Source organism: Blastomonas sp. AAP25 (assembly GCF_001295965.1).
GTDB lineage: Bacteria > Pseudomonadota > Alphaproteobacteria > Sphingomonadales > Sphingomonadaceae > Blastomonas > Blastomonas fulva.
The window spans coordinates 1-22,046 of record NZ_LJHP01000020.1 but is presented as its reverse complement, the minus strand read 5'-3'; the positions used below and the strand labels follow the sequence as shown (position 1 = coordinate 22,046).

The 22,046-nt window shown below is 59.7% G+C and carries 17 protein-coding genes and 1 pseudogene; 4 read left to right on the top strand and 14 right to left on the bottom strand.

All coding sequences use genetic code 11. The features are described 5' to 3' along the window. Positions 1-2: 2 nt before the first annotated feature. The 9 genes and pseudogenes from IP68_RS13225 to IP68_RS13190 form a co-directional block, all read right to left on the bottom strand. The gene (locus tag IP68_RS13225; protein WP_054135477.1) at positions 3-2,129 is read right to left on the bottom strand and encodes a 3-hydroxyacyl-CoA dehydrogenase NAD-binding domain-containing protein; all 2,127 of its coding nucleotides are present in this window, start codon (positions 2,127-2,129) and stop codon (positions 3-5) included. A gap of 27 nt (positions 2,130-2,156) precedes the next feature. Beyond that, positions 2,157-3,359, bottom strand: coding sequence for an acetyl-CoA C-acetyltransferase (locus IP68_RS13220; protein WP_054135789.1), 1,203 nt, complete (start codon positions 3,357-3,359; stop codon positions 2,157-2,159). A gap of 221 nt (positions 3,360-3,580) precedes the next feature. Continuing rightward, the gene (locus IP68_RS20840; RefSeq protein ID WP_369814868.1) at positions 3,581-5,170 is read right to left on the bottom strand and encodes a TonB-dependent receptor; all 1,590 of its coding nucleotides are present in this window, start codon (positions 5,168-5,170) and stop codon (positions 3,581-3,583) included. Positions 5,171-5,509: 339 nt separating this feature from the next. Continuing rightward, positions 5,510-5,914, bottom strand: a pseudogene (locus tag IP68_RS20835) (TonB-dependent receptor plug domain-containing protein); the annotation flags it as partial. 673 nt (positions 5,915-6,587) lie between these two features. Then, positions 6,588-6,770 carry a hypothetical protein gene (locus tag IP68_RS13210; protein WP_054135475.1) on the bottom strand — a complete coding sequence of 61 codons (183 nt, stop codon included), beginning with the start codon at positions 6,768-6,770 and terminating at the stop codon, positions 6,588-6,590. A 123-nt stretch (positions 6,771-6,893) separates the two neighbouring features. Continuing rightward, positions 6,894-7,163 (bottom strand): hypothetical protein, encoded by a 270-nt coding sequence (locus IP68_RS13205; RefSeq protein WP_171900232.1) that lies wholly within the window; start codon positions 7,161-7,163, stop codon positions 6,894-6,896. Between the two features lie 55 nt (positions 7,164-7,218). Continuing rightward, a complete protein-coding gene (locus IP68_RS13200; protein WP_197275806.1) occupies positions 7,219-9,771 on the bottom strand; it encodes a DEAD/DEAH box helicase in 2,553 nt (850 codons plus the stop codon). 16 nt (positions 9,772-9,787) lie between these two features. After that, on the bottom strand, positions 9,788-10,414 hold the full coding sequence (locus IP68_RS13195) for a hypothetical protein (RefSeq protein ID WP_156318144.1): 627 nt from the start codon (positions 10,412-10,414) through the stop codon (positions 9,788-9,790). Continuing rightward, a complete protein-coding gene (locus IP68_RS13190) occupies positions 10,411-11,265 on the bottom strand; it encodes a site-specific integrase (protein ID WP_082382360.1) in 855 nt (284 codons plus the stop codon). Before IP68_RS13190 ends, IP68_RS13195 begins: the two co-directional genes overlap by 4 nt. A 1,167-nt stretch (positions 11,266-12,432) precedes the next feature. On the opposite strand from IP68_RS13190, the gene IP68_RS13185 reads away from it, so the two are divergent. Continuing rightward, entirely contained in the window at positions 12,433-13,221 is a 789-nt protein-coding gene (locus IP68_RS13185; RefSeq protein ID WP_197275805.1) for a site-specific integrase, read from the top strand. After that, positions 13,221-14,021: a hypothetical protein gene (locus IP68_RS20270; RefSeq protein ID WP_150126287.1), complete on the top strand. Its 801-nt coding sequence runs from the start codon at positions 13,221-13,223 to the stop codon at positions 14,019-14,021. Before IP68_RS13185 ends, IP68_RS20270 begins: the two co-directional genes overlap by 1 nt. A 396-nt stretch (positions 14,022-14,417) precedes the next feature. On the opposite strand, the gene IP68_RS13175 is transcribed toward IP68_RS20270, so the two are convergent. From IP68_RS13175 to IP68_RS13155, 5 genes are all read right to left on the bottom strand, one after another. Further along, positions 14,418-15,209, bottom strand: a complete 792-nt coding sequence (locus IP68_RS13175; RefSeq protein ID WP_054135468.1) for an FkbM family methyltransferase — start codon at positions 15,207-15,209, stop codon at positions 14,418-14,420. Continuing rightward, entirely contained in the window at positions 15,193-16,506 is a 1,314-nt protein-coding gene (locus IP68_RS13170) for a lipopolysaccharide biosynthesis protein (RefSeq protein ID WP_054135467.1), read from the bottom strand. Before IP68_RS13170 ends, IP68_RS13175 begins: the two co-directional genes overlap by 17 nt. A 2-nt stretch (positions 16,507-16,508) precedes the next feature. After that, positions 16,509-17,675 (bottom strand): hypothetical protein, encoded by a 1,167-nt coding sequence (locus IP68_RS13165; protein WP_082382359.1) that lies wholly within the window; start codon positions 17,673-17,675, stop codon positions 16,509-16,511. A 67-nt stretch (positions 17,676-17,742) separates the two neighbouring features. Further along, the gene (locus IP68_RS13160) at positions 17,743-18,378 is read right to left on the bottom strand and encodes an HAD-IB family phosphatase (RefSeq protein WP_255352554.1); all 636 of its coding nucleotides are present in this window, start codon (positions 18,376-18,378) and stop codon (positions 17,743-17,745) included. A 68-nt stretch (positions 18,379-18,446) separates the two neighbouring features. Further along, positions 18,447-19,346 carry an NTP transferase domain-containing protein gene (locus IP68_RS13155; RefSeq protein ID WP_082382357.1) on the bottom strand — a complete coding sequence of 300 codons (900 nt, stop codon included), beginning with the start codon at positions 19,344-19,346 and terminating at the stop codon, positions 18,447-18,449. 10 nt (positions 19,347-19,356) lie between these two features. Between IP68_RS13155 and IP68_RS13150 the strand changes: the two genes are divergently transcribed. Further along, on the top strand, positions 19,357-20,223 hold the full coding sequence (locus IP68_RS13150) for a response regulator transcription factor (RefSeq protein ID WP_353737140.1): 867 nt from the start codon (positions 19,357-19,359) through the stop codon (positions 20,221-20,223). Next, positions 20,220-21,578 carry a HAMP domain-containing sensor histidine kinase gene (locus tag IP68_RS13145; RefSeq protein ID WP_054135462.1) on the top strand — a complete coding sequence of 453 codons (1,359 nt, stop codon included), beginning with the start codon at positions 20,220-20,222 and terminating at the stop codon, positions 21,576-21,578. Before IP68_RS13150 ends, IP68_RS13145 begins: the two co-directional genes overlap by 4 nt. The last annotated feature ends 468 nt before the right edge of the window (positions 21,579-22,046 follow it).

The following is a 22,046-nucleotide window of genomic DNA, read 5'->3' as shown; positions in this document are numbered from 1 at the left end:
GTTCAGTAAAAGCCCTGGCCGCTCGCAGCCCGCGCGCGCAACCAGGCCGACGGGGCAAACCGTGGTCCCAGCTGCTGCGCCAGCCGGTCGCACTCGCGCACGAAGGTCGCGGTTCCGACCGTGTCGATGTACGACAGCGTGCCCCCGGTCCAGGCTGGGAAGCCCCAGCCGTAGACGGCTCCCAGATCGCCGTCTTCGGATGTCTCGATCACGTTTTCCTCAAGGCAGCGCGCCGTCTCGATCGCCTGGGCATACAGGAAGCGCTGCTTCAGCTGCTCGACGTCATAGCTGGGGCTGGCCGGGAATATCTCGGCGAGCCCCTTCCAGAGGTGCTTGCCGCCCTCGGCCGGATAGTCATAAAAGCCCGCTGCCGCCTTCTTGCCCGAGCGGCCATGCTGCTTCATCGTGCGCAGCACCCCGACACCGGCCGGAAGCACATAGCTTTCCCCGACCTGTTCGATCGCCTGGTCGACGATCTTCAACGGCAGGTCGAAGGTCAGTTCATCCAGCAGCGCGAGCGGCCCGACCGGCATGCCGACCGCCTTTGCCGCATTCTCGATCACCGCCGGCGGGACGCCTTCGGCCAGCATCGCGGCACCTTCGTGGATCAGCGTCTGGAACACTCGGCTGGTGTAGAAACCGCGGCTGTCGTTGACGACGATCGGCGTCTTGCGCAACCTGGCGACGAAATCCAGCGCCACCGCCAGCGTCGCCGAGCTGGTTTTTTCTCCCTTGATGATTTCCACCAGGCCCATCCGCTCGACCGGCGAGAAGAAGTGCAGTCCGATAAACTGATCAGGCCGGGCCGATGCTTCAGCCAGGCCGGTGATCGGCAGCGTCGATGTGTTGGATGCATAGACGGCTGTTGCAGGCATCATCGCCTCCGCCTTGCGGGTGGTTTCCGCCTTGATGGTGATGTCCTCGAACACTGCCTCGATGATGAGGTCGCATCCCGCGAGATGCGCGAAGTCGTCGGTGGGGGTAATGCGTGCCAGTGTCCCGTCAGCCTTGTCCTGCGTCATCGATCCGCGTGCGACCAGCTTGCCAAGCGCGGTTTGCGAATAGGCCTTGCCCTTCGTCGCCGTTTCCACATCGCGGTCGATCAGGATAACGTCGCATCCGGCTTGCGCCGATACCAGGGCGATCCCAGCGCCCATCATGCCCGCACCCAGAACGCCGATCTTGCTGAATTCGGTCTTCGCGATCCCTTTGGGTCTGCGCGCGCCGCGTTCGGCTGCACCCTTCGACAGGAAAGTGGTGCGGATGATGTTGCGCGATACTGCATTGGTGAGCAGCTTGGCGAAATACTTCGATTCGACCGAAAGTGCCTTGTCGAACGGCAGGATCGACCCTTCGTAGATGCACGACAGGATCGCGACCGGGGCCGGCATGTTATAGCCCGCCTTTGTGATCGATCCGGCGGCGAACATCATGCTGGAAGAATATTCGGGCACGATCAGTCCGCGCGCCTCGGGCATCGCATAGCCTTTGACGTCCCACGGCTTGACCGGATCGGGGCTGGTGGTCAGCCAAGCGCGTGCCGTGCCTTCCATCCGGTCGGCCGCGACCACCGCATCGATGATGCCGAGCTTGAACGCCTCGCTGCCCGAAACCGCCCGCCCGCTGAGCAGCAGGTCCATCGAAGCCTGCACGCCGGCCAGCCGAAGCATCCGCTGGGTTCCGCCCGAGCCCGGCAGCAGCCCGACATTGACCTCAGGCAGACCGACCACGGCGCGCGGATCATCGACCAGAATGCGGTAATGGCAGGCCAGCGCCAGCTCAAAGCCACCGCCCAGCGCCAGACCGTTGATCACTGCCACCCAGGGCTTGCCGCAGGTTTCGATCGCGCGGTGCATGCCGCTGGCCTTTTGGCTGAAATCGAAGGCCTGTTTCAACGTCAGCGTCGCATGGCCCTGCACCAGTTGCTTGAGGTCCGCGCCCGCCATGAAGGCCGGCTTGCCCGACGTCAGGATGACGCCCTTGATCGTCTCGTCTGCGGTGATTTGCGCAATGGCGTCGAGCATTTCGGCGATGAAGGCATCGGAGACGAGGTTCATCGATTCATCGGCATTGTCCATGACAAGCGTGGCTAAGCCGTCATCGGCCCTGATGATCTTGAGATGTCGCATATCGGGTATCCTGAAAAAGGTAACGCGTCAGACGCGTTCGATGATGGTGGCGGTGCCCAGGCCGTTGGCGGCGCACAACGTGATCAGCCCGGTCTGCTTGCCGGTGCGCTCAAGTTCGTCGAGCACCGTGCCGGTGATCATCGCGCCGGTGGCTCCCAGCGGGTGGCCCATCGCGATCGCTCCGCCGCAAACGTTGACCTTGTCGTGCGGGATATCGAGCACCCGCATGTAGCGCAGCACGACGCTGGCAAACGCCTCGTTGAGTTCGAACAGGTCAATGTCCGCCACGCTCATCCCGGCGTTCTTCAACGCCTTCAAAGTTACGTCTGCAGGCGCGGTCAGCATGATCGTGGGTTCAGAACCCATCGATGCGTATGTCCGGATGCGCGCCCGTGGCTTCAGCCCGGCGCGCTCGCCGAACGCCTTCGATCCTACCATCACCACGCCCGATCCATCGACAATGCCAGAGCTGTTTCCGCCGTGGTGGACGTAATTCAGTTCCTCGATCTCGGGATAGCGCGTCTTGGCAATGTTGGCGAAGCCGCCCTTGCCCATGCCCTCGAACGCCGGCTTGAGCCGACCGAGGCTCTCTGCCGTGGTGCCAGGGCGCATGTGTTCGTCATGATCGAGCAGCACCTCGCCGATCCCATCCTTGACCGGAACGATCGCGCCAGCAAAGCGGCCTTCCTCCCAGCTCTGTGCGGCGCGGCGCTGGCTCTCGGCGGCATAGGCATCCACATCGCCGCGGCTGAAACCGTCGAGCGTCGCGATCATGTCGGCGCCGATACCCTGCGGGGCGTAGTAATTGTGATAGGCAACCGCCGGGTCCGACGTCCAGGCGCCGCTGTCATAGCCCATGACCGTACGGCTCATGCTCTCAACTCCGCCGCCGATCCCGGCTTCCATCACGCCTGCGTGCACCTGCGCTGCGATCAAGTTGACGGCATCAAGGCCAGATGCGCAGAAACGGTGTACCTGCTGTCCGCCAACCGACTGGGCATAATCGGCGTTGAGCACAGCGGCGCGGGCCAGAACCCCGCCCTGCTCGCCCACAGGCTGGGCGGTGCCAATGATGACATCGTCCAGCAGCGCCGTGTCCAAGCTGTTGCGTTCACGTACCGCCTCAAGCAATTGCGTGACCATCTCAACCGAGGTGACTTCGTGCAGCGCGCCGTCGGGACGGCCCTTGCCGCGTGGAGTGCGGACGTGATCGTAGATATAGGCTTCCATAAGCCGCTCCTTGCCAGTGACCTTCACAGTCGGGGACTGGCCCCTTCTCCGCAGCAATGACCCGCTGCGAACACCTATCTACGGGAAGGGAAGTGGCTGGCGTGCGGGGGTGGCATCAGGCCGCCGAGGCTTACGCTTGCGTAAACGAAAACAGGCCGGGCAAGCTGCCCGGCCTGTCTGGACCTGTAGTGTGATGTCGCCGATCTTGCGAGCGACCGGACTTACCAGCGGAACGTTGCAGTCATCCCATACGTTCCCGGTTCACCAGCGTTGGTGGCGGTAAAGCCCAGCTGGTTATAGCTGTTGAACAGGTTCTGTGCGTAGCGCGTACCGAAGATATTGCGTCCCCACAGCGCTATTTCGATATTCGGGTCTTCGATCTCGAACGTCAGGCGACCGTTGAAGATGCCATAGCCCGGCAGCGTACCGAACGCATTGGCAATGGCTGCATCGGCCAGTCTCGTCGTCCGCTGTGCCGCAGTCAGCGCAGGGTTGGTCAGATCCGCCGTTTCCTGGCCGAAGTTGCGGGCAGAAATATACGCATAATCAAGGTGCGCGACAAACTTGCCGATGCCGGTTTCGATTTCCTGGGTGGCCCCTGCGGTGAAGGTCCATTTCGGGGTCTGTGCCACCACTTCGTCGCTGCGATCGAACAGGCCATTGGTGCCGATATCGATGAAGCTGCCGTTCTGGTAGCTCGCCTTCAATCGCGACACCGATGCCATCAGCTCCATGCCCTGCCAGGGCCGTGCCTTGGTTTCAAGCTCAAGCCCGTAAGCCCGGATGTTGCCAGAGTTCTGCGCGAACTGGCTGATGCTGCCGTTGACGATCCCGTTGACGATATTCTGGGCACCATTGCGCCAGACATGGAAGACGGCGAGATTGGTCTGCAGCCGGTTATCGAGGAACTCAGCCTTCATGCCAGCTTCGATGTCGCGGACATCTTCTGGTGAAAAGGCTTCTGCCCCTACCGGCGTCGGACGTGTGTTGAAACCGCCGGAAAGCGAAGCTCCTCCAGTGCGCGCATAAAGCAGGATGTCGTCGTTTGCCTGGTAGTCGAGGCTGAACGTCCATGCAGGATAGCTGAAGCTTGCTTCTTGCGGGAAAGCGCAAGCGGCTGGTGGCGTTGTGCCTGCAGTCGTGCCAACTCGGCAGGTGTTGGGCTGGATGACAATAACCCGCCCGCCGGCAAACACCGGTTCAGGCACACCACGGATGTTGTTGACCCCGCGGCCGACCGCACTGCGCTTGTCCCAGGTGTAGCGGAAACCGGCAGTTGCCCTCAGCTTGTCGGTGATGTCGTAGTTGACCTGTGCGAACAGTGCCGTCGATTTGGAGACGAAATCGGTAAGGTTACGCCCCGATGGCGCAAGGTTGAGGCCGCCGAGCGCGGGTACGCTGTAAAGTGCAAACGAGTCCGAGCGCTCATTGCCTTCTTCCCGGAAATAATAGGCTCCGACGATCCAGTCGAGGTTGCCGATTGCACCCGAGAGCTGCAGTTCCTGGCTGAACTGGTCCTGCAGATAGGCAGAGTTGAAGGCGATGGCCCCTGCGGGGGTGCCATCAAGGTCGAGGGTGTTGGCCGAATCGGCCTTGCGATAGGCGGTAATCGACTTGAGATTGATTTCGCCGAGCTCGACATCGAGCGTTCCGGCAAAACCATAGGCCTTGTTGCGGTTCAGCGGCGTATCGATATTGGCATTGCCCGTGCGCGGGTTTCCGAAATTGTTATAGTAATTTTGCCTGTTCTGCAGAAAGTTGGGCGAGAACTGACCTGGGAACAATGTCGCCAGAGGGCCGGTCGGCTTCACGGCAATCAACGCGTTCAAGGTGCCGTTGTCGTTCGATTTCACGTAATCTGCTGACAGCGTTAGCGTCAGCGGCAGGCTAGTCGGAGCCCAGCGCAAGGTTGCGCGGGTCGCAACGTCCGACTCAAGGTCGCCAATTGGGCGGCCCGTGGGAACGTTGATCCCGAAGCCGCCGCGCTCAGCGTAGCGACCTGCGACACGCAACGAAAGCTCTTCACCTGCCAGCGGGATCGTGGCCGCTGCCTCAATCTGGCGGGCTTTATAGTTGCCGACCGTTCCCTTGACGTAGCCCGAGAATTCTCCGTCGGGCTGCGTGGTGGTGAACTGGACCGCGCCTCCGGTCGTGTTACGACCGAACAGCGTGCCCTGAGTTCCGCGCAGCACCTGGATATTGGCAACATCGAGAACGCCGACGTTGCTCGAGATCGGACGACCCAGATAGACGCCATCGACATAGATGCCGACCGCCGAGTCCGAGACCGAGTTCGGGCTGTTCTGCGCATTGCCGCGAATGGCAAACGTGACGATGGCCGAAGGTCCTGTACCCGCTCCACGCGTCAGCAGGCCGGGGGCAACGCGCTGAATGTCCTGTACCATCACGATCTGCTGGGTTTCGATCCCTTCGGCCGAAAGCGCCGTTACCGCCAGCGGCGTGGACTGAAGGTCCTCCTCGACTTTGCGGGCTGTCACCACAATCGTTTCGAAGCCTTGTGACGAAGCCTGTTCTTCCTGAGTGTCCTGCGCCATCGCGGGTGCTGCCAGGATTGGCAGCACTGAAGCAGAGCATGCGAGTGCCAGTCTGAAGCTAGAAATTTTCATGATCATCCTCCCCGTTATTTTTTCCGGTTGACCGTCTTTGCGGGTCCGGCCTTGATGTTTGTGCAATTATATAGGCGTTGGAGATCGCGTTCCTATCCAGCGATAGGCAGACGGGCTGGCTCCGCATTTTTGATCGGAAACACGTTCCACGTTGACTGCGTCGCGCTGGAGTTTGCTCATTCGATGAGAAAATGCTGGTGCCCCTGCTTCGGGCAACCAAACATCAGATAGCGGAACTGGCCTGTGCCGCCACATACACCGCGGTTGCAGCGGTCCTAATTGCAGATCGGTGACAATGCCACCAATTCCCTTGGACAACTCGGCAGGCCACTCTTGCGCTTTGATACGGTGGCGGCCGGGGAGCAGTCTATCTGTGCTGCTGACTGTTTCGCTAAAGCACGAAATCGAGCCCGGCCAGACTCACGCTTTAGAGGCATGGACTTTGGAATGGCCAAGCCTCATCCAACCGGTCTGGCTGGGCTCGACATCCGGGCATGGAAACAATGTGTCCATTCGCAACGCTTGGGCTAGGCTCAGGACCTATTGAAATACTTGCGGAAGGTATTTTTAGTTGATTCAATGGTAGGGCGAGGAGGCGTTGCTAAGTGTGATTTGATTTGGCTGTTGGAGGTGCAGATGCGCCGGCAGGCTTTCCCTCGTGCTTGATCCAGTGTGCCTCGCCGTCTTCCTCGCTGGCGGAGGCAATGATCGTCGCATCGACTAGTGTCACGGTCTTGACGGTGATCGCCTTGGCCTTCAACTGCACGGTCAAGCTCTTGAACATTAACCGATCCAGTCCTTGTGCAATCAGGGCTGCGCGGAAGCCGCCAAAGGCCTTGCGCTCAGGCGTGGCCTAGGTGCCGGAGAAGTCGCAAAACCGGCGGAACGAGGCGCGGTCACCAAGCGCTTAGGCCAGCTTTACATCCGACAGGTCATGCAAGATCGACAGCGGCAACGCCTTGAACATCACCAATTGCGGCAAAGTTGCTTCCCCCTTGGCATTGGCATGAATGCCCGCGAGTAGGACCGCAATCTCGGCCCAGTGGAGCGTTCCGGAAAGTCCATCGAGCGACGAAGCCGACTTCGCCTCCGATGTAAAACCAAGACGTTCCTGCCCAATCCGACGATGCGCCAATGTCACCTCCACCACAGCTGAAAAGTGCATTGGTTCGGGCATTTATGCCCTAGTCCAGACCCACCCTCGCACAGGTTTCCAAGGAAACCTTGGCCGATCAGGTCAGCTCTTGGATTGATCCTGTCACTGGATCCCAGGTGGATCGAGACCAATCTTCCCCACACGGTTCCACTTGGTCGTGGGCAACAAATGCCAAAACTCCAGCATCGCTTTCATATTGGTACATCAATTGTTCTCCAGCGCCTGTCGCAATCATTGCCGGCGCAAGAATTTTACGCTCTTCGAAGCTTCCGCGGACCCGTACCGATACAATGCTGCCCGGCGAAAAAATTTCGATTTCTCCTGTCTGGACCGCTGTTCCGGCTATGGTAGGCGATGCCAACCGAAGCTCAGCATGCCAGCGCATGAGTCGGTGCACCATATCGAGCGGCAGGAGCGCGTCACCTCCAACTTGCTCTGCTCCGACGCGCAGCCGGTCGAATATGAGCGGGAGGCTGGTGATCAACGGCTCTGTGAGTCTGAGACCGCCAACCACGTTATCGCAGATTACAACTGCGTCATTTGCCCGTCGTGTGCTTTCACGGTTCTGCAACGCGACGCCAATGTGGGCAGCACGAAGGTCCCGAACGGAAACCGTGGACGAGGAGGCGAGCATCGCCAACAGCGAGTCCGCGATAAGCCGCCGGCTGGCTACTTGATGATCCCCGTCGCCTGCGAACCAGGGTTCGTTGATCCGGATGAGTACGCCGGTAGTCGGAAAGCGCCGGGATTTCCGGCGGAGCCGGCGATCCCGCTGGCTGAGCTCGCTATATGGAAGCACCGTACTGCCGTACCGGTATCCTTCCACAGATTCGGTTAGATGAAGGTGGACTTCGGCGAGGCTACCACGATCCGATTCCAGATATCGTCCGTCAATTATGCCTTCGAGGTCGCAAGCTACGCTGACTTGTGTTTTCAACAGCGGCTGGGTTGGCTCAATGCTTCGCTGCGGGCGCAACTCGATCTCGTTACAATGACCGAATGAGCGCCAATTCTCGACGCGATACTCCTTCGTGTAGTGGTAATAGCTCGCGCCAGGATAGGCTTCGCGCAGAGCTTTCTCGTGGTCGATCGTGCCAATGGTCTCGCCTGTCACCGCATGACGCAAGAAGAACTGTTCCCCTGGCATCGACCGAAGCGAATAAGCGAGGTGAGGGCGCGTGCGACCGAACAGCGCCGTCTCCTCAAGCATTTTCGGGATCGCGGCCCCAGGCTGCGCGAGCGCAATCCTATCCACGAAAGCTGGTGGCCACCTGAGTTCTTGGTCGTCTTGCTTGGCAGCTTCCGCTGTGCCTTCTTCGAGCATGCATCGTGCGTGCTGGAAGTGAATGAAAGAGTTCTCCAGATACAGCGGGCTGCCTTCAACCGGTCCAGTGATGTAATCACGAAGCGAACTGCCGAGCTTCGTGAATGCGGCCGCCGGTGCAATGACCGCGAAAACGCCGCGCCGGGCGCGGCCTATCCGACCAATTCGTTGACGCAGTGATTTCCGGTTCGGCGGGACGCCAACGGTCAAGCCAACGCTAAACTGCGGCAAATCAATGCCCAGTTCCAAGGCCGATGTGGCGACCACGCCGCGCAACCGCTTCTCGCGCAGGAGCTTCTCGATCGCACGCCGATCTGTGGGCGTGTACCCGCTTCGATAAGGCAGGACGCTCTTCTTGCCCACCCGGCGGATGATCCTCTCTACGCCTTGCCGGCTGTCGGCAAAGGCGATGAGGGCTGCATCATCCTGCAGGCCGTCGGTGACTTGCTCGACCAAATCAGCGCAATGCCGCTCAGCCGGCGCGCCGACCTCGGGCCCCTCAAGATGGAGCACAGTTAGTCCGTAGCTCGGAGCTCCATTATCGTTCTCGTCGACACAAACGAACTCGCAGCCGGTCAGGGCCTTCAAATGCCCGGTCGGATCAGAAAGTGTCGCGGTGGTCGCTATGAGCTGAAAGCAGCCAGAAGTCCGCCGTGCAGAGCTTGTGACTGCGAGCTGCCGAGCAAGCCTCAACCTTCGGATGAACAACGACGCGTGCGAACCAAACACCGCTTCGAGCACGTGGGCCTCATCGAGAATCAGTAGATCTAGCTTGGCCAGAAAGCGGGCCACCGACGGAGCACTTCGCGCGGGCATCATCCATGCGTGAATGACGTCCGGCGTCGCCAAAATAATCCGAGATTTGTCCAGGACATGTTCGCGGTCTGTCACTGCAATATCGCCGTTGATCTCTGCGACTAGATCGGGTGAGAGCCCGGCATTTATCAGCTCCCGCCGCCACCGGCCAAGTTGATCGCTGCCAAGCGCCTTTTGTACGTAGAATACGAGCACACGAGAGTTGCCCGAAAGGATCTTTCTGATCGCGGCGGCCATAAAGACCAGCGATTTGCCAGACGCGGTCGCTGTGGAGACGACCACGTTCAAATCTTGCTCAACCGACGCGAGCGCCAATGCCTGATGCAGGTAGAGAAGATCCGTGCCCCCGAGACTGCGCTTCAGCCAGGCACCCAGTTTGCCATGGGCGAACTGGGGGGGCGCTTCGGCAAACCTGGCCTCCCGGGGCGGAATATCGATCTGCTCGACCACCGACTGTTGGAGAAGCGTATCGAGTGGGTTGATCGCCACGCAGGCGCGAACGGCCTCACTCCCCATCGAGCACCTGAGCGCAAATTTGAGTCAATTGTTGCCGCGTTACGCCGGTTTGGCAGGTTTCGAGTATTATGCCCATGCCGAAGGCGGCGGTTTCGATCGCTCGACCTTGCAAGCCCCGCAATTTGGCGGGGTATCCACTTTGGGCAGAAGGCAAGAGGGGGTTGTTGCGGCCGAGCCAGCCCACGACCCGCTGAGAAGTTGGTTCAGGGCAGTATATCGGGAGCGACAGTAGTACGGTCGCCATTCGGGCTGTGCCCATCGCAATGGCATTAGGTCCCGTTGCTGGTCCTTTACGGACCAAAAGCAGGGGGATATCGCGCTGCGAAAAGAACTCGAACACATCGTTTTTGAACTGACGTAAGCCGCTCTGGGTTTCGGACTCGAGGTGTATGAATGTCGAATCCTTCGGCACCACTCGCAGATAGCGGCCGGTCCAGCTCAAAGTGACAATGCTCACGACGTTCACCGAAGGTACAGCGGCGGTGAGACGGAAGCTGAGCGGCTGCAATTGGCGCGGCCGGTTGTTCGAAATTAGCACCGCCCCCTGTACCCCATCGCCCGTGTACGGGGAGGGTTCGGTAGGCTCCCCCGGACTTGGAAAGACGGGCCCGATCAAGAGCCCAAGCTCCTGATGATCTGACCCATCTTGTCGGATGGTTCCAGATAGCACTCGGTCGAACCGATGCGTGCATGCCCCATGACGATCTGCAAGTCCCGCAGCGAACCTTGATGGGCCGGCAGCTGGCGCGCTACATCTGTCGCAAAGGTCCGGCGTCCGGAATGGCTAGAGCAGCCGAGCAGGCCGGCGTTCTTATAAAGCCTGTGAAACCAGTTGGTGACGCAACTTGCACTCTGGTGCCGTGGCTTGCCATCCCTTCCAACCGAAAAGGCAACCTGGGTGGCGGTCGGGTGGTCAGCAAGCAGCTGGGCGAGCGCCTCGCGAATCTCAGGGTGCATATCCACGTGGCGTGTCCGATTGCTGTAGCGCTGTTTGAGTGTTCGCACCTCGATTGTGTCTGAAATCGACCCATTTGAGCTCAGCATGTCTTCGACGCGCAATGCGGAGATCTCGCCTGCACGAAGGCCGCCCCGCAGGGACAGCCTGAACTTGAGCAAGTCGCTTCCGTGCGAGCGACTGTGCTCGGCGATGTAGGCCTCCGCCTTCTTGATCGACAGCTTGGTGAGCGTATTGGCACGCTTTGCTGCCGCCTTGCGCCGCCGGCGCTCTGCCTTCGAACCTGGCTGCAAAGTCGGAAGGGGGCCCAATTCTTGGAGCGCTGCAACGGCTCGCATAACCTCGGCCTTCAGCACGATCGGCTCGTTTGACAGCTGAACGCCATCCATTCGGACGGCCGACGCTTGATCGCTTGGGAAATGGAGCGTCGCCCCGTAACCGAAGGCGCTCGTTATTGGGCGATAGCAAGTGGCCTCTCTGTCAGTTATCGTGCCATGCGTGAAGTCTGTCATCTGTGATTGTTTCTCCTAACCAAGTTGCGATTCGGCTAGATTATACCAAGGAAAGGATTTCTTTCCAAGAGTAAAGAAAATGTTCGTTAAGGTTAATGGAAAAACTCCCAGAGTGACTTTGACCGTAGTTTAGATGTCTGCGTGTAATAAGACATGAGCGCCTCTCTAACGTTGGGTGGAATTGGTTGGAAAAGAATTGATGGACCTCAAAAGATAGCGCGAGGTTCACCGGTATTGATCGCCCTGCTGGGCGGAGAGGGCTCTGCCTAATTCTTCTGTCGGCAGGTCTGATTACGAGGCATTCTCGGCTGACCTTGCGAGGCCGTGCAAGCAGCTCGATCGGTGGTCTCTCACCGCCAGTTTACCTTTTTCTCCCGTCCACCGTTGGTTCGAAGCGGTGCGATCGGGGAGAGCTAAGTGACTGTTCCATCACTTCTTCCGCTTGCCAGGTCTACCGGAAGGGCAGGGGCTCAATCGGGCCGAAAGCGAGGAAACCGCAAAAGATAGAGAATGAAGGTTTTCTCACCTTTTTTCGTCACCTTATGGATTAAGGTTTCGTCGTTAACCAACTAAGCCGTTGAGTATAACATGTTCTTTCTGCCGCCATAAAATGGCTTCCGTCCATAATATGGATCGAGTGGCGGCCTCTCGTTTTTGGCTCTTAATTACCTGCGCCGCCGAATGGGTTAACAGGACGCCAGCAATGCATAAGGCGCGAAGCGCCACAGATCGCGCGCGGCAAGAGCAGCATGTATCACCGCGATTCAAAATGGCGGTCAGCCATACAATCTGTGAGCGCCCGACACCGCCGTCGCCAAGCTGCCCACCTGGAAAATTCGATGACCGAACACCGACGTGCTGCGCATTGGAACGATATCAGGCTGCATAGCGAAGCATAGCAAAGTCGTGGAAGTCATATGGAATTGCTTGCCGATCAAAATAATGAGCAGCATGTGTACACTAATGTGAATAAAATGACTCGAAGACTTGCGGTGTGCCTAATCATAAATCTAAATTAAGTCATGGAAAATTGGTAAAACTACTTATAGAATAAGTAATAGGCCAAACACCAACTTGGCTAAAGCGTATTTTTTATTGACGTTGGTTATTTTTGTCATAATCATTTGGCATGCCCCGAATCGGGAGCGGCTAAATAGAGGAATGATTATGCAATTTGATGAAATGCTCAGGGCTGTGTTCACAGCCTCTACGTCGGATCCGTCGGTGGGGAAGTTGACCGATATGAATAGGGATCCCTATCAGGCCGCAGCAGTGGAATTAGCGGATGCTGGTAACTATTGCGAACACAGTCAGCTTACCCCTGTGAAGCAGGGGCCGCTGTTGGCCTATGTTCGTCCGGGGGAGGGACCTGGGAAGAAGCGCGCCGGCAAGATTTACGGTGAACGCGAACTGGCCCACGTGTTGGCGCGGATCGACGCACTGAGTACCGTTCCTGAGAGCGACGCGGTCAAGGTGTTGGCTACTTATCGGGCGGGCTTGCGGCCGAGCGAGGTAGCCGGCCTCACGACCCGCACACTTCTCAATGCTGATGGCACTGTGGTCGATACCTTGGTTGTAACCGGTGCGACCTCGAAGTGGTGCAAGCGGCGCGAGATCCCGATGCACCCGCAGCTGAAGGCGGCGATTGAAAGATTGGTCGCCGCTTACCCTGATGCGGAACGTGTTGCGTTCAGGACGGTGAAGGATGGCAAATATCGCTACCAGACGGCGGACGCACTTTTCCTCTGGTATGCAGCGCTCTATCTCGGCGCGGGCTTTCGCGGTTGCACCGGCATGTCGGGTCGCCGCTCCTTCGCTACCGCCTTGGCGCAGTATGCACCCCTGCCACTTGTGCAGAAGTTACTGGGTCACGCCGGCCTCCACACCACTAGCCATTACGTGAACGAAGCCCACGGCGACGCCGGCGCAGCAATCCTCAAGCTTGGGAGCGAATGATGACTTTGACCTCAAACCATTTGTTTGGCGGGTATGCATTCACCTGCGATTTCGCCCCGGTCGGCCGGCCCCGTACCGACGGTATTCCTCCCGCACCGTCTGCGCCCGAAGATGAGTTCGATACTGCCGAACCGGTCAGTTCACCGGTGAGCCTTCCGTTGGTGGAGGCTCGCTCTAACGCCACCCTTCCTCGCGATTTCACGCGCGAAGCGACCAGTGCTCTGTTTGCCGAGCCCGCGCTCCACGCTCCTTTGGCGCACGAGCATCCTCCCTATCGCGAAACTACTTTGCCGTCATTGGCGGGCGATGCGGGTACGGAGGGCGCGAAATCGAACGACCCGCCGTCCGTTAAGCCTGCATCAAACCCAAAAAGGATTGTCGCCTGTGCGATGAGTGGCAACCTGTGCGCCGTCGCTACTCTTGAGCCTGCCGAATCGTCTTGGAAGGTGTCTCGCAAGCATTCGCGCCTGTTTCAGCTCACGGATACGTCTCAGCCCGGGATGCGTGGCTTTGCCGGTGAGCTGTTTCAGTTCTTGGACCCCCTCCGTGGGGCGGTCATGGTATCCTGCCCTACGAGGACGGGATCGGTATTGGCTGGTCTCGAAGACGAAGCTCGCATCGAGACCTTGCTGATGATGTTGCCAGAGTTGAAAGTCGAGCAGGTCGACAACGACGTCATTGCGAAGTGGGTCGTGTCAGCGAACCCGCCCTATCCCGAAAACATGCCGAGCGGTCGCAATACCTTTGCCCAGATCCGGGCCATCGAAACGGCACAGTACATCGCCCAGGGTATGGCCTGAGCGAAATGCATTCTCTCCCTCGCCGAACCGGTACGAAGTTCTTGGACCGTTAGACGGTCAGTGGGCCCCCTGCAGTCCCTTAAAATAATGGGGCGCAGATTTGCAATATTGACGGTTGATTGGCCGATGCCATCGGAACGCAGCGCCGGCAGAGGAGGGCGCGCACTGTCTTGATAACTACAACAGGCAGAGCGCTCATTGAAAGCGGTTGCCGCCAAACTTCTTGTAGCTGCCGACGCGAAAAGGCCGGGTATGGGACTTAGCTGCCGTTCGCATAGTTGCCTCGGAACGGCAGGGTTGCCCCATAACAGCCGTTCCCAATGAACCGAAACTGCCGCCAATGTAAGGCAACGCTTTATTTATGCGTAGATCACGTGTGCTGAGATAGGACGACTTCTACCGCTGGGCATAGACATCATAATGATGACCGCGACCATAGCGTCGAAAATTACGAAAGCCCGCTCTTTCAAGCTGGGATCGGATAGCCGTTGCATCGCTCCAGCGCTCGTCGATCTCATAGAAAATTCCCGAGACGGCGTGGAAGCTGCGAGCGCGCGCCAGTTCGGTGATGACCTGCTGTTCGAGTCCTTCGACGTCGATCTTGACGATACCTGGCCATTCGGTGCTGAGGATTTGATCGAGCACAGGCGCGTTGATGGTTTGGATGGTGATCTCCTCGCTGACGGCATAGCTCGACTGGTCGGCGAGGCTTGCCGTCCCAGAATGCGCCTGATTCACCTTGATGACGGTCCGCCCCGCCTCGGCTGCGATGGCCAGCTTGTGCAGATTGGCGCGGTCGGCAAGGTTGTTGATTGCGATGTTGCCGCGCAGCATGGCGAAGGTCGCGGGAACGGGCTCGAACGCGACGATCCGTCGGCAGCGCGAATTCATCCCTGCCAGCAGGCTGTAAAGCCCCTGGTTCGCGCCGATGTCGATGAACTGGAAATCCCGGTCCTGCGCGGCGAGAATGTCGGCAAGGTCGTTGCCATAAGTTGCGAACATGCAATAGCGGAACGTGCGGTCGCGCCAATTGCCCGTCATCTTCACCCCATAGCGGCTGACAAAGACGCCGGGATCCCGGTCGGTCGAACGATGCAGCGCAGCGTAAACCGGCGACATTGTCGCGGCCACTGCCTTGCGCCAGGTCTTGAGCACGCCATAGCGCCAGAAATCAGCAAGCCGTTGCATCTTTGGCCCCCTTGATGGTTGATGTAATCGCCTGCCGGGTGGCGAACCAGAGCAGTCCGGCAAAGGCCACTGCCTGGATCAGCGCATGGTAACCCGCGCCTTCAGTGCCGGCCATGCTGAGCAGCAGCGGCAGCAGCGGCAGCGTCAGCAGATTGCAGGCGAGATTGATCTGCAAGCTGCTGCCCGGTCGCTCCAGCGAGGTCAGCGCTGTGGACCAGAGCGGCGTGGCCGCAGCGACCGCTCTGGCCGCGAGAACCAGTACAAGCAGCATTGCCCCGGCAAGGAATTCGGGTCCTGCCACCAGTGCGAGGATCTGCCGCGCACCAATGCTCATGATTGCCGCGACCACTGTGCCCGCCAGCAGCACCAGCCAAGCCGCGCGATTGATGGTGCGTCGCGCACGGTCGATCTGCCCGGCGGCGACCTGCTCCTGAATGACCGAATAGGCTGCCTGTCCCAGTAGCTGGGGAGGCTGGGTCAGCACCGCCGCGATGCGAATCGCCAGCGCATAGAGTCCGGCTGTCGCTGCGCCGGAGACCCAGCCGATGATCAGCGGGATGGCCTTGGGTGCGAATTCGCGCAGGGTCTGGTCGAAGTTGGTAATCGTCAAGAAACGAAGAATTCCTGGGTTTTCAGCGATGGCCGAGCTCAGCGTCTCATAGCCGGGCAAAACGAGGCTGATGCCGCGGATGCGGCACACCCACCAGGCGATGGCCCACATCGACAAACCTTCTGCAACGGACGCCACCAGCCAGACGATCAGGAACGCTTGAAGCCCGCCACCTGCGGCCAGGATGAGTAGCGTTCCGGTGAGGCGCACCAGCGGCATCATCGCCTGATGTGCGGCGATCAAATCGAATCGGCCAGCAATCTGCAATAGCCCCCATGGCGTTGCGCGTACGGTTGCCAATATGGCCAGGCTGTACAGCGGTGCAAAGGCGATGGTGTCTGAGGACCATCCTAGCGCCAGACCGATCGGATAGGCAAACGCGGCCGTCGTGCTTATGGCAATCAGCGCAAGGGCGCATTCGAGCAGCGTCATGAACGCCAGCAACCGGCTGAGACGCGCCATGTCCTGCTCATGCAGCGCCTGGGTTCCGTAGGTAACTATCGGGTGAAAACCCGAAAAGGCAATCAGCGCGCCCATGAACGTCGCAAAGCCATGCACGAGATTGAGCACGCCATAGTCGGTCACGCCCAGCACGCGTGCTGACAGAGCGATATACACGAGGCTGATCAGCCCAGCGACCGTCTTGCCGGACATCAGCAGACCGAGATTGCGCGCGATCCGACCCATGATCAGCGGTTCGCTTCTGAGGCGAGAAATGCATCGATGGCACGCGCCGCCCTCACGGTGGAAGGTTCGGCAGAGACCGAAAACGTATCATCGACCAGGCGATATTGCTGCGCCCGGTATTCGGCTTTGCTTGCGAACGCTCGGTCAACCGCCTCAATCAGGCGGTCGGGGGTCTCGATGACCGGCCCGGCGGTCCAATGCAGATAATTGGGATCGTTCTGCCAAGCCACCTGGTGGCTGTTCAGGAACAGGCACGGGCGCGGGGAGCGCAGGAACTCGTAGACTTGGCTGCTGACATCGCCGAGATAGAGATCGGCGCGGTTGGTATAGGACATGTCGCTGCTGGCAGCGCTGCCAAGGTCCACATGGATATGCGGGCAAACCGATGCCGAAAGTCCGGGTGGCCGGACGCGCGCCACGGCGGGCGGATCGATGGTCACAGTCCATTCGCGGGCAAACAACATCACATGCGGTGCAAAGATTAGGTTGTAGCGGTCCTGACCGGCAAATGCGTCGAGCACGGCCTCCCCGTGGCGATGCCAGCTCGACAGTCTTGGCGACGGGTGCGGGTTATAGAGCACCACAGGTCGCTGAGGCGCGGGGAAGCTGTCGACAAAGCGGTTGTGTGCGCACAGATCGAACTTGGGATATCCGCAGATCACGATCCTGTCCGGCGCAAGCCCTGCCTCCCTGATGAGCCGCTGACGGATCTTCTCCCCTGGCACCAACACCAGATCGAACAGCGCGCTCTGCCGGTTGAACCCGATGGCGCGGTCCCCGGCTCCGTGCCGCGTATGGATGATCTTTGGGCGGTCGAGCCCATATCGCGTCTTGAGCAGCAGCGACGTTTTTTCGGAAACGACGAGCGCATCGAAGCTGCGGAAAAAGTCGAGATTGTCGCGATAGAGCAGCGCCTTCGTCGCAGGAACGGTGCGATCGAGCACCTTGGCCGCGAGGCGTGCGATCGACGATTTCACGCCCAGTCGGACCATGCTTGCCCCGGCCAGAGCGGCACCGCCCAGCCGCGCAAGTTCCTGGCCGATCACGTCGCTGGAATAGGCAAGCACGATTTGATGGTCACCCTGTGCCAGCATCTGCACCGCGATGGGTAGGCTGTGCGCGAGCTGGTGGGTCTGGTCGTGGTTAAACAGGAAGCAGATGCGTTTCACGGGCGAACTTGCCCCATGGCGCTCACCTGGGCCGGCGCGTTGCAACGAAAAGGCGACTTGCGATCCACTATTTGCCCCAGCCCACCTGCTGCCAGCGTGCGGATGGCCTGGCAAAGCGCCCCACCAGCACGCCCTGATCGGCAAAATCAAGGATCGGCGCATCGCTGGCATGATCCGTATACGCCGTGATCAATAGCTCACCGCGATCGAGGCCACTTTCGCGCAGCCAGTCTTCCGTCCGCCGGACCTTCTCAGCTCCATAATTGTTGCGGCCGTCGATCTCGGCCAGCAACGCGCCGCTGGCGGTGCGCTTGTGGCGTGTCGCGATACACACCGCGAAACCCAGCCGGTCAGCCATTGCAGCGGCGTAAATCTCTGGTGCGGCGGTCAACAGCACCAGCAGCACGCCCGACGCCCGGTCTCTGGCGATCTGCTGCAACGCTCCCGGACGGATATTGCGCGCCATCTGCCGATCCACAAAGGCATCGATCGATGGCTGCAAGCGCGGATTGCGAACCTCACCGCCAACCATCAGCCACAGACCGAAGCGCTTGAGGCCATCCCTGCCATATAGGCCAAGCTTGTAGCCCAGCATGGCCAGAAGCCAAAACGGCAGCATTGCCATCCTCCAGCCACCGTCGCGCGCGGCCATGTGCACCAGAAAGGGCGTGAAGGTCGGAGCCACCGTTACGGTGCGGTCCAGATCATAGAGCGCGATGGCCTACACAGGCGGTCTTCCCCAGGGATTGGCAACATGGTGTCAGCGGATCATCAGGCCGGCACGCCGGACGGCCTCACGGTTCGCCCCGGCTGATCGGATGCGCCGTGCGCCATCTGTTCGGCCAGCAGCCTTTCGACAAGCGCATGATCCTCGGGCTTGTCAACATCGACGCCCATGCGTCCGTCGGTAAGCAACACAGGGCGGACATCCAGCCCCAACCGTTCTCCGGCCGCTGCCAAAGCAGACTGCAGGGACAGGCGACGCAGGAGAATCTTTATAAGCAGAACCGGGCCGAAGCGCGCGGCGAGCTTGAGCATAGATTTGCGGTCCCGCTCAGCGGTCTCCCAGAATCGCAGCAAAGAAGCGACCCGAGGCGAACCGAGTGCGAACAGGTTTGCTCCTGTAAACTCTCCGTCGGAAAAGCGCAGCCATGTGCGCTTGCTTTGGCCGCACATCGCCTCAAGCCTGGAACGCTCGACCAGTCCGATGCCAACGTCTTGCCCGGCCAGGCCGCGCATGAATTCGCATGCGGACCCAGGTGTTAACATGACGTTGTCAGCGGTGGTGACAAGGACCGGCCAGCGGACATCGCCTCTGCCGATGGCATCGAGCACGCTCCCGCTGATGGTTGAACCTGATCTGCAAGCCACCACGCGCGGATCTGACCTCAAGGTCAGCAACGCCGGATCAGCCATCTGCTCGTCAATGTCTTGCGCAAGCACCAGCACTCTCGCGATGCACGGTGTGTGGAGCATCGTGCGCAAGACGCGAAGCAGCATCGGCTCGCCGCTCACGGGCACAAGCGATTTCGTCCGCATGCCGAAATGGGCCGCAACCGGATCGAGACCTGGGCGCTGACCGGCTAGTACAAGGGCGGTCCATCCGGCCGTCGCGTCGTGACAACGTGCGCCTCCTTGGTCGGCCAAGTCAGATAAGAAGGTTGCGTGCATCCATCATTGCATGACGCATCCGCCTGATGCCACGATGTTTATAACATTTGTTTTTGCAAACGTTTGGGCAAAGGTTCGTCAACCGAGCCGGGTGCCTGCTCAGACAGGCGATGCCATCAGGAACATTGATGGTTTACACGGGCAGCAAACTGGTCTTGGCTGGACGGGCTGCGCATATCGGAACGATCAGACTGCAACCATGCACATACTCCTTGTCGAAGACGATAATGACGTCGCTAGCTACATCGCCTCCGGGCTTAAGGAACGCGGGCACGTCGTCGAATGGCAATCCGATGGCAAGGAGGCGTTGATTCGAGCGACCTGTGAGGTCTATGACCTGATCATCCTCGACCGCATGCTGCCATCGGTCGATGGCCTGAAAATCGTAAATGTCTTGCGGGCAACCGACGACCGAACGCCAGTGCTGCTGCTGAGTGCGCTCAGCGATGTGGACGAGAGAGTAAAGGGCCTTCAGGCAGGCGCGGACGACTATCTGTCCAAGCCCTTCGCCATGTCGGAGCTTCTGGCGCGGGTCGAGGCCCTGGTACGACGCGGTAGCGTAAGCGCGACCAGTGAGCAGACCCTGCTGCGGTTCGCGGATCTGGAAATCAATCTGATCGCACACACTGCGCAACGATCCAGCATGCGGATCGACCTCACCCAGCGGGAGTTCCGCTTTCTCGAATATTTGGTCCGCAATGCCGGGCGTGTGGTGACCCGGTCGATGCTGCTCGAAAATTTGTGGGACTATAATTTCGATCCACAGACCAACATCATCGACCAGCACGTAAGCCGTTTGCGCACCAAGCTGGAATCGGGCGGCAGATCACGTCTCATCCATACGCTGCGCGGCGTGGGCTATATCGTGCGGCAATGACCGGATATCTCCTCAAGAGCCTCTCGGTCCGTCTGACCATCCTTTACGCAGGGACATTCTGCTTCTCGGTCACGCTACTGGGCGCAGCTTATTATTGGATCAGCGTGCATCAACCGCGCCTGGCGATAAGGGTGCTGGCGGATCGTGATTTCGTGGCGATGCGGGCGATCGACGAAACCAGCGGTAGGGCTGCCCTGATCGATGCGCTGCGCACCCGTAAAAAGGGGGCAGGCGGGCGCGATCATTTCTTTGCGCTGGTCGGTCGCGACGGTCGGACGATAATAGCAAACCTGCCAAGTTGGCCGAGCAGGCAGGAGAGCCGGTGGCTTGAGGTCGAAGCCGATGATTTTGTCGAAGGAGAGGAGATCGATCATTACGCGATACTGAGGGACGGCGCGCTGGAAGATGGCGCCCGCCTGCTCACCGGTTGGGATGCCGATGAAGTGCTGGCGCGCGAGGAGCAGCTGCGGGCTGCTGCACTTTGGCTGATCGGTGGAACAATATTCCTGGGCATTTGCGGCGCGCTGCTGATGACTGCGGCCATCACCAAGCGGCTCGAGGCGATCAACCGCGCTGCGCTTACGGTGATGGATGGAGACCTGAGTCAGCGCGTGCCGATCAAGGGGACTGGTGACGATTTCGATCGGCTTGCCGGCACGCTGAACGTGATGCTCTCACGCATCGAAATGTTGTTCGAGGCGGTCAGGCGCGTATCCGACAGCGCTGCGCATGAGCTGCGAACACCGCTTACCCGGTTGATCGGTCATCTCGACCGCGTCGATCTGGACATGCTGGGGTCTGAACCGCGCAAATCATCGTTGTTCGCCGCCATGCAGGAAGCAGAACGGTTGAACCGCATCCTTGACGCGACGCTGCGAATCTCGCGGGTAGAAGGCCGACGGTATGAGGCCCGGATCAAGTCCGTCGATCTCGCGGTGCTGGCGGAGGATGTATACGACTATTACCGGCCCGAAGCAGATCGGCGCAGCATCGCCATCAACGTTTCGAGGCAAGGTGATGCGGCGATCGACGCGGACGCCGACCTGTTGTTCCAGGCGCTGTCCAACCTTGTCGATAACGCCATAAAGTTTGGCCATTCGCAGGGACGGGTAACGATTCTCTCCGGCACCGATCCGAACGGGACCTTTCTTTCCGTTTGCGATGACGGGCCGGGGCTGACGTCGGACGAAGCCGATTTTGTGACTGAAAGGTTTTTCCGCGGCGCTGCCGGACGCAACGCAGGCGGCGACGGTCTGGGCCTGAGCCTCGTCGCCGCTATCGCCGACTGGCATCGGTGCGACCTGGAGTTCGTGAACAGTGCGCCTGGGTTGGTCGTAACGCTTCGCTGGACATGAATAGGACGGTTCAGCGGCAGCAATGAAGCCATATACTCCTCACGGCCACCATTGACGCGGTGGACAAACCTGTCTCAAAGCAAACGCCCATTAAACCTCGAGCCACCCCAGCGTCAGCTTCTGTTGGAAGCGGACGATGACCTCCGCTTAACTCAGTGACTGATTTTGGGTCGACTGCTGCCGAATGCGAATGCCCGTTCGTGGGACTTTGCCGACCTGCCTGAGCGAAGTGTCGAACGGCAGATTATTGCCATAGCCGACGCCAAGTTACCATCTAACGGGTCACCCACAACGATAGCAACTAGGCCGCGTCTTGGCCGGCAGCTTTCAGGCTGGCCTGCGTCGTTTTGACGTGATGTCGTGGACGACTCCTGCACGAGCGTAGCTGTGCAATGATGGGCCGTTGTAGGTCCATGTGTGGACGACCCCTGTGGCGCAAGAGCTTTTGTTTAGCGATGAGCACCGGTC

Excerpts from the sequence above, each read along its gene's own strand:
- IP68_RS13225 (WP_054135477.1), bottom strand. The coding sequence starts at position 2,129 with ATGCGACATCTCAAGATCATCAGGGCCGATGACGGCTTAGCCACGCTT.
- IP68_RS13220 (WP_054135789.1), bottom strand. The coding sequence starts at position 3,359 with ATGGAAGCCTATATCTACGATCACGTCCGCACTCCACGCGGCAAGGGC.
- IP68_RS13210 (WP_054135475.1), bottom strand. The coding sequence starts at position 6,770 with ATGTTCAAGAGCTTGACCGTGCAGTTGAAGGCCAAGGCGATCACCGTC.
- IP68_RS13205 (WP_171900232.1), bottom strand. The coding sequence starts at position 7,163 with ATGCCCGAACCAATGCACTTTTCAGCTGTGGTGGAGGTGACATTGGCG.
- IP68_RS13190 (WP_082382360.1), bottom strand. The coding sequence starts at position 11,265 with ATGACAGACTTCACGCATGGCACGATAACTGACAGAGAGGCCACTTGC.
- IP68_RS13185 (WP_197275805.1), top strand. The coding sequence starts at position 12,433 with ATGCAATTTGATGAAATGCTCAGGGCTGTGTTCACAGCCTCTACGTCG.
- IP68_RS20270 (WP_150126287.1), top strand. The coding sequence starts at position 13,221 with ATGACTTTGACCTCAAACCATTTGTTTGGCGGGTATGCATTCACCTGC.
- IP68_RS13175 (WP_054135468.1), bottom strand. The coding sequence starts at position 15,209 with ATGCAACGGCTTGCTGATTTCTGGCGCTATGGCGTGCTCAAGACCTGG.
- IP68_RS13170 (WP_054135467.1), bottom strand. The coding sequence starts at position 16,506 with ATGGGTCGGATCGCGCGCAATCTCGGTCTGCTGATGTCCGGCAAGACG.
- IP68_RS13155 (WP_082382357.1), bottom strand. The coding sequence starts at position 19,346 with ATGCACGCAACCTTCTTATCTGACTTGGCCGACCAAGGAGGCGCACGT.
- IP68_RS13150 (WP_353737140.1), top strand. The coding sequence starts at position 19,357 with ATGACGCATCCGCCTGATGCCACGATGTTTATAACATTTGTTTTTGCA.
- IP68_RS13145 (WP_054135462.1), top strand. The coding sequence starts at position 20,220 with ATGACCGGATATCTCCTCAAGAGCCTCTCGGTCCGTCTGACCATCCTT.